Annotated in this window: 5 protein-coding genes, 1 pseudogene and 1 riboswitch; of the genes and pseudogenes, 2 read left to right on the forward strand and 4 right to left on the reverse strand. The window is 69.3% G+C overall.

Annotated elements, in window-relative coordinates:
- Positions 1-654 (forward strand): annotated as a pseudogene (locus tag FNH05_RS32105) (substrate-binding domain-containing protein); the annotation flags it as partial.
- 41 nt (positions 655-695) lie between these two features.
- Here FNH05_RS32105 and FNH05_RS32110 read toward each other — a convergent pair.
- Both FNH05_RS32110 and FNH05_RS32115 read right to left on the reverse strand, forming a co-directional pair.
- Positions 696-1,526: an aldo/keto reductase gene (locus tag FNH05_RS32110; protein ID WP_144592602.1), complete on the reverse strand. Its 831-nt coding sequence runs from the start codon at positions 1,524-1,526 to the stop codon at positions 696-698.
- Between the two features lie 341 nt (positions 1,527-1,867).
- A riboswitch (glycine riboswitch) is annotated at positions 1,868-1,964 on the reverse strand.
- Between the two features lie 34 nt (positions 1,965-1,998).
- Positions 1,999-2,565 (reverse strand): MerR family transcriptional regulator, encoded by a 567-nt coding sequence (locus tag FNH05_RS32115; protein ID WP_144592603.1) that lies wholly within the window; start codon positions 2,563-2,565, stop codon positions 1,999-2,001.
- A gap of 245 nt (positions 2,566-2,810) precedes the next feature.
- On the opposite strand from FNH05_RS32115, the gene FNH05_RS32120 reads away from it, so the two are divergent.
- Complete coding sequence (locus tag FNH05_RS32120) at positions 2,811-3,461, forward strand: TetR/AcrR family transcriptional regulator (protein ID WP_144592604.1); 651 nt, start codon at positions 2,811-2,813, stop codon at positions 3,459-3,461.
- 85 nt (positions 3,462-3,546) lie between these two features.
- Here FNH05_RS32120 and FNH05_RS32125 read toward each other — a convergent pair whose 3' ends face one another.
- Complete coding sequence (locus FNH05_RS32125) at positions 3,547-4,020, reverse strand: bifunctional nuclease family protein (RefSeq protein ID WP_144592605.1); 474 nt, start codon at positions 4,018-4,020, stop codon at positions 3,547-3,549.
- 230 nt (positions 4,021-4,250) lie between these two features.
- On the reverse strand, positions 4,251-5,003 hold a 753-nt coding region (gene ftsR, locus FNH05_RS32130; protein WP_246128067.1), incomplete at its 5' end, for a transcriptional regulator FtsR.

Genomic DNA, 5,003 nt, shown 5'->3' on the forward strand with positions numbered 1-5,003 from the left:
ACGACCGGCAGTCATCGGGTTGTCGACAAACCCGCCGAAGACTCGTCGGCCACCCTCACCGGCACCCACCGCGCGATCGGCAAGACCGCGGGCCGCCGCCGCATCGCCGCCTGGCCCATCGTGCTGGGCGGGTTCATCGTGCTGATCGTGGTCGGCCTGCTTGGCTGGGGCTGGGCCAACAACGTGCTCAACAGCCGTGCCGAGGCACAGGCGAACGCCTGCACGGACGGCGACTCCTCGATGCGGGTGCTGGTCACCCCCAGCATCCAGCGGGCGGTGACCGAAGCCGCGACGAAGTGGAACGACGCCAAGACCGTCGTGCACTCGCACTGCATCCACATCGACGTGCAGGCCGCGCCCTCGGACCGCGTGCTCGACGCCCTGACCGGCAAGGCGAGCCTCGACTCGATCGGCGGGTTGCCCGCGGCCTGGGTTCCGGAGAACTCGTACTGGATCGCCCAGCTGCAGACCACCAAGCCCGGCATGATCGGCTCGCCCGCCGAATCGATCGCCTCGGCCAGTTCGGCCGACTATCCGTTCCTCGGCCTGGCCGGAGCCACCGTGGACGAGGTGCAGGCCCGCGCCGCGCAGGTGTTCCGCGACTTCCTCAGGGCACCGGCCCAGCAGTCCGCGTTCACCAAGCCCGCGGGCTGAGCGCGGAGACGAAACGGCGTCAGCCGCCCGTTCCGGCCCGCTCAGGCGAGATTGAAGGTGTCCGGGTCGGGGCCGATGCGGGCACCGGTGTCCAGCTTGCCGATGGCCGCCATGTCCTCGTCCGTCAGCGCGAAGTCGAACAGGGCGAAGTTCTCGGCTATCCGGGACGGCGTGACCGATTTGGGGATCACCACGTTGCCCAGCTGCAGATGCCAGCGGAGCACGATCTGCGCCGGGCTCCTGCCGTGGCGGGAGGCCAGCCCGGTGATCGTCTCGTCCGAGAGCAGCGCGCCCTGCGCGAGGGGGCTCCAGGCCTCGGTGACGATGCCGTGGTCGGCGTGGAAGGCCCGCAACTCGGCCTGTGCCAGGTTCGGATGCAGCTCGACCTGGTTGACCGCGGGGACCACTCCGGTCTCGTCGATCAGCCGCTGCAGGTGGGGGATCTGGAAGTTCGACACCCCGATGGCGCGGACACGGCCCTCGGAGAGGAGTTTCCCGAAAGCCCGCCAGGTCTCGACGTAGGTGTCCCGCGCCGGCAGCGGCCAGTGGATCAGGTACAGATCGAGGTAGTCCAGCCCGAGCCGCTCCATGCCGGCGTCGAAGGCCCGCAGCGCCGAGTCGTAGCCCTGGTCGGAGTTCCACAGCTTCGTGGTGACGAACAGTTCCCCCCGGGGCAGCCCGCAGTCCCGGATCGCGGCGCCCACACCGGTTTCGTTCCGGTAGGCCGCCGCGGTGTCGATGCTGCGGTAGCCGGTCCGCAGCGCGGTCCGGACCACTTCCGCGGTGTCCTCGGCGGGGACCTGGAACACGCCGAAACCGAGCTGCGGGATCGCGACGCCGTTGTTCAGCTCGAGGTCGGGAACTACAGCCATGCGAATGCGTTCCTTACGTCGTCGCGGTCTTGACCGATCCGCCCCCGATCCTGCCACTCACCGCGCGCGGCCGCCGAAGGTGCTCCCCCGTCCGCGGCCCCTGCCACCCAGCGCCGTGAGGGCCCCCTCACGGCACCGCGCAGCCACCCTGGGATGAGAGCGCTTTCGACGCCTCCTGCCCGTTAACGGCAGCGGCCCCGGACACGCGAGGTGTCCGGGGCCTCCCCACTCTGTCCGGCCCTAAGGGCGCCTGAGAGGTTCACCCGGATGTTTTGTCGGGCTTGCACCGTCGGCGGGGTCACCACGCCGGGTTCTGGCCGGGACCCACTTTCCAGAGGCGTCTCGTCCGCGCGGTCCGGGTGCCTGTGAGGTTCCGGGGAAGAGTTGCTCCTTCGGCGCCGGCCCGGGGTGGGGGCCGGTCTCTCCCGCGCAGCTTCGGCGACTGCGGGATTCACCCTACCGTCAGCGCGATTCAGCCCGTACGCCGGGCATTGCGCCGCTGGCTCAACTCGTCCGACACCACGGATTCGACCTGGCCGCCGTCGGCCCGTTCGGCGGGGAACTCGTGGATGGTGCCGCTGATCTCCGCCATCGGCACCTTGACCGCGATGCCGAAGACACCCTGGCCGCCCTGCAGGAGATCGACGATCTCCTCGGCCGAGGTGCACTCGTAGACGGTGGTGCCGTCGGACACCAGCGTCACCTTGGCGAGGTCGTTCATCCCGCGGGCACGCAGATGATCGACGGCCACTCTGATGTTCTGCAGCGAGACCCCGGTGTCCAGTAACCTCTTGACGATCTTCAGCGCGAGGATGTCCTTGAAGGAGTAGAGGCGCTGGGATCCGGACCCGTGTGCGGTGCGGATGCTCGGGGCGACCAGTTGCGTGCGGGCCCAGTAGTCGAGCTGCCGGTAGGTGATCCCGGCGATCTGACAGGCCGCGGGCCCCCGGTATCCGACCAGCTCGTCGGGCAGGGACTCGTCAGGGAAGAGTTCACCCTGCTCCCCGTCGACCGCCTTGACCGGCCTTTCGTCGACCACGCAAGCCTCCCCTCGCCCGGCTGGCAGGCCGGTCGAAACAACAACCAGGGCACCGGAGCGGAACCCCGCACGGCGAAACCGATCAGGTTGCGCCGAGCCGGACGAATCACACCTGGAACGATTTCCCGCCTTCGACGGTAAGCGCGGGGGCCCCGCTGGTCAACGCGACGCGCGGCAGACCTCGACCGGTTCATGAGCCTTCCGCTCGAGGTGCGGTTTTTACCTGAGCAGGTTAATATTTACTCATGCAGATAACAGCCGGGATGCAGCCCGAGATCGGGCTGAGCGTGACCGAGGCGGCACGGCGGGCCCAGATCCTCACCGCCACCATCGACGTACTCGCCGAGCACGGCTACTCCGCCACCACCTTCGAGGCAATCCGTGCCCGTGCCGGGCTGAGCAGCACCCGCATGATCGGCTACCACTTCGGCACCAAGGCCGATCTGATGAACGCCGTCCTCGGCACCCTGCTCCACGCCAAGGAGCAGTTCGTACTGGAACGCGCCGGGCAGGCCACCGGCCGCACCGCACTGCTGCGCGCACACCTGCGCGCGGAAACGGACTTCGTGCGGGCGCACCCGGACGCCGTCCGGGCACTGGACGAGGTGCGGCGCAACGCCGGGCAGGATCCGATCATGGACGCACTGCAGGCGGAGATGCGCTACGGGCGCCTGGAACGCCTGCTGCGCCAGGGGCAGCAGGAAGGGGAATTCGGGGAGTTCGCCCCCGGGGTGATGGCGAGGACGATCGCACACTCCGTGGACGGTGCGGCGGCGGCACTGGCGGCCGACCCGGCGACCGACCTCGAGGCCTACGGCGACGAACTGGCCGATCTGTTCGAGCGGGCGACCCGGCCCGCCGGTGCGGCGACGCCGGATCAGGCCCGGGAATCCTAGCTGGTGCTGGAGCCGGTTCTCACCGAACCGGCTCCGAACCTGGGGTGCCGCGCTCGCGGCGCGGGGAGACGGGAGCCGGCCGTGCTCAGGTGTCGGCGCCGCGGAAGTCCTCCGGCGAAACCGAGTCGAGGAACTCGCGGAACTTCTCGACCTCGTCCTCCTGCTCGTCCGGGATGATCAGCCCGGCCTCCTCGAGCACGGAATCGACCGCGTGGATCGGCACGCCGACACGCAGCGCCAGGGCGACCGAGTCGCTCGGCCGGGCCGAAACCCGGACGTCTCCGTCGAAGACGAGTTCGGCGAAGAAGGTGCCCTCGCGCAGATCGGTGATCACCACCTGCTCGAGTTCGCGGCCGAGCGCCCCGATGACCTCCTTGAGCAGGTCGTGTGTCAACGGGCGGGCGGGACGGACACCCTGCTGTTCCAGGGCTATGGCCGTGGCTTCCACGGATCCGATCCAGATCGGGAGGTACCGCTCGCCCTCCGTCTCCCGCAGCAACAAGATCGGCTGATTCGCGGGCAGTTCGACCCGCACGCCGACGACGCGCATCTCGCTCATCGGGCTTCGCCTCCCTCTCCTGTGCGCGGGCTGCAGCGCTGTTTCGAGGATCCCGCATCGACAAGGTCGACGCTACCCGTCATCTGGGCGCTGTGCTCGCAACTGTCCTTGTGCTGAGTCCGCATATCCGGTTTCCGGCAACCCATAACCAACCGTACGGCATGTCGGGCGCGCGCAAGAGTGTCGAAACTGTGTCATTACCGACCCGGCGCTTCCGGCGTGACCAGTCGTCAGCCGCCGGTCACACCTCGGATACCGGCCTTGACCAGCAAAGTGTGCAGGGTGACCGACAGCGCGGCCAGCTCCCGCACCATTTCGTCCGCGCGGGCCTTCGCATCGGCGTCCCGATGACGATAGACCGGGGCGACGATCTGCTCCAGCAGACCCACTTCCCGGTCCGCCGACGCGCGGAAGGCGCGCAGATGCCGCGGCTCGATGCCGAACTCGGTCATCGCGCGGATGGTCCGGGCGATCTGGACGGAATCCGGATCGTAGAACCCCGCGGCCCCGGGACGAAGAAGGCCGTACTGCTCGAGTTCGGCCAGGGTGCGCACATCGATGCCCGCCTCGGCGAGCAGTTCCTCCTGGGTCAGGCGGACCTGTCTGCCCGGTGCGAAATCCTCCGCACCGGGCAGGCCTTCGCCCGGGGTTGCGCCGCCGCCCGCCGGGAGCGGCACGAGCTTGCGGGGCAGCCTGCCCACGCCGGAATCGACGCCGCCGGCACCACGGTCGGCGGCGTCGAGCTGTTCCTTGATCACTTTCAGGGGCAGGTAGTGATCCCGCTGGGCGGCCAGCACGAACCGCAGGCGCTCCACGTCCGCCGGGGCGAACTGCCGGTAGCCCGAGGGAGTCCGGCCGGGCTGGACCAGGCCTTCCGACTCGAGGAACCGGATCTTGGAGATGGTCACATCGGGGAAGTCGGCGCGAAGCTGCGCCAGTACGGCCCCGATGCTCAACGCATCGCGCTGTGGCCGCCCCGCAGC

This window comes from Amycolatopsis rhizosphaerae (assembly GCF_007713715.1).
GTDB lineage: Bacteria > Actinomycetota > Actinomycetes > Mycobacteriales > Pseudonocardiaceae > Amycolatopsis_E > Amycolatopsis_E rhizosphaerae.